1 protein-coding gene is annotated in these 2088 nt (G+C 73.1%); it reads left to right on the top strand.

Features of this window, described 5'->3' with window-relative positions; translation table 11 throughout:
* Positions 1-31: 31 nt before the first annotated feature.
* The coding region (locus tag I6A81_RS40955; RefSeq protein WP_307875235.1) for an acyltransferase domain-containing protein at positions 32-2088 on the top strand (2057 nt) is incomplete at its 3' end.

Here is a 2088-nt window from a genome sequence, read left to right as displayed (position 1 = left end):
GTCGTTGTTCGCGGGTGAGCCGTCGGGGTTGGTGGATTGGGAGGGGGGTGGGGTGCGTTTGTTGGCGGGGGCGCGGGCGTGGCCGGTGACGGGGCGGCCGCGTCGGGTGGGGGTGTCGTCGTTTGGGATCAGTGGGACCAACGCGCACGTGGTGTTGGAGCAGGCTCCGGAAACCACCGACAACGACGACGGCACCGGCGCTGGTCCTGGCGTTGTCGCCGGCATTGATGGGTCCGTCGAGTCGACGAGGCAGGTTCCTGAGGCCGCCGACCTGACGCAGCGGTCGGACGGTGATGACGCGGCTGTCGACCTGGGCGTTGGGGTGCCGGTGTTGGTGCCGGTGTCGGGGCGTGGCGCGGTGGGGTTGCGGGCGGTGGCGGGGCGGTTGGGGCGGTTCGTCGCGGGGCGCGGCGAGGTGGATGTGGCCGGGGTCGGGTTCTCGTCGGCGACGGCGCGGGCGGTGATGGCGCACCGGGCGGTGGTGCTGGCGACCGGTCGTGAGGAGTTGCTGGCGGGGCTGGCCGCGGTCGCGCAGGGCCAAGAGCATTCGCGGGTCGTCATCGGCGAGGCCGCCGGCCCGGCGGGTGGGGTGGCGTTCCTGTTCGCCGGGCAGGGCAGTCAGCGTCCGGGGATGGGCCGGGAGCTGTACGCGGCGTATCCGGTGTTCCGTGAGGCGCTCGACGACGCCTGCGCCGCGCTCGACCCGCTGCTGCGCGACGAGTTGGCCGCCGTGGGAACCGGGTCGCTGCGTGAGGTGATGTTCGCGCCGGACGGTGACCCGCTCGCGGGGCCGCTGGAGCGGACGGTGTTCACGCAGGCGGCGTTGTTCGCGTTCGAGAGCGCCCTGTACCGCCAGGTCACGGCGTGGGGCATCGAGCCGGATCATCTCGCTGGTCATTCGGTCGGGGAGATCACCGCGGCCCATGTCGCCGGTGTTCTGTCGTTGCCGGACGCGGCCGCGCTGGTGGCGGCGCGGGGCCGGTTGATGAACGCGCTACCCGACGGCGGCGCCATGCTCTCGGTCCAGGCCAGTGAAGAACAGGCCGTCGCCGCGCTCGCCGGCGTGGACGGGAAGGTGGCGGTCGCCGCGGTCAACGGGCCGCGGGCCGTGGTCGTCTCGGGTGAGCACACGGCCGTCGAGGCCGCGGCCCGCGCCCTGGAGAGCCAGGGAGTCAAGACCCGCCGGCTGCGGGTGAGCCACGCGTTCCACTCCCCGCTGATGGACCCGATCCTCGACGAGTTCCACACGGTGCTCGCGGGCCTGACCTACCAGACCCCCCGCATCCCGATCGTCTCCACCCTCACCGGCACGGCAGCCGCCGACGGGGACCTGACCACACCCGACTACTGGACCCGCCACGCCCGCCACGCCGTCCGCTTCGCCCAGGCCATCACCACCCTGCACGAACAAGGCACACGCACCTACCTCGAACTCGGCCCCGACAACTCGCTGACCACCCTCGCCGAGCAGACCCTCACCGGGTCTGACTCCGAGGGCGCGGCCGGGGCGCGGCTGGTCGCGGCGCAGCGGCGCACCGGGCCGGAACCGGCCGCCGTGCTGCGCGCCGTGGCCGCCCTGCACACCACCGGCACCAGCCCCCACTGGCCAGCCCTCTACCCCCAGCCGACCCCCGTCACGGGCTCGCTGCCCTACGACCTGCCCACCTACCCCTTCCAGCACAAGCACTACTGGCACCGTCCGGCCGCCCAGGAGAACGTGGACGCCGCCGGGCTCGGGCTCGTCGCGACGGATCACCCGCTGATCAGGGCCGTCGTGCCGCTCGCCGACACCGGTGGTGTCGTCTTCAGCGGCAGTGTGTCGTTGGTGGCGCAGCCCTGGCTCGCCGACCACACCATCCACGGCACCACCCTCTACCCCGGCACCGGCCTGCTCGAACTCGCCCTCCACGCCGCCACCCACACCGGCACCCACACCCTCGACGAACTCACCCTCCACACCCCCCTGGCCCTCCCCCCCACCGACACCCTCCACCTCCAACTCACCCTCACACCCCCCGAACCCACCGGCCACCGCACCCTCACCATCCACACCCGACCCCACAACACACCCCCCGACCACCCCTGGAC

This window comes from Frankia nepalensis (assembly GCF_016786325.1).
In the GTDB taxonomy this organism is placed as follows: domain Bacteria; phylum Actinomycetota; class Actinomycetes; order Frankiales; family Frankiaceae; genus Pseudofrankia; species Pseudofrankia nepalensis.
Note: the sequence above shows the minus strand (reverse complement) of the source record. Positions and strands in the feature narration are given on the sequence as shown.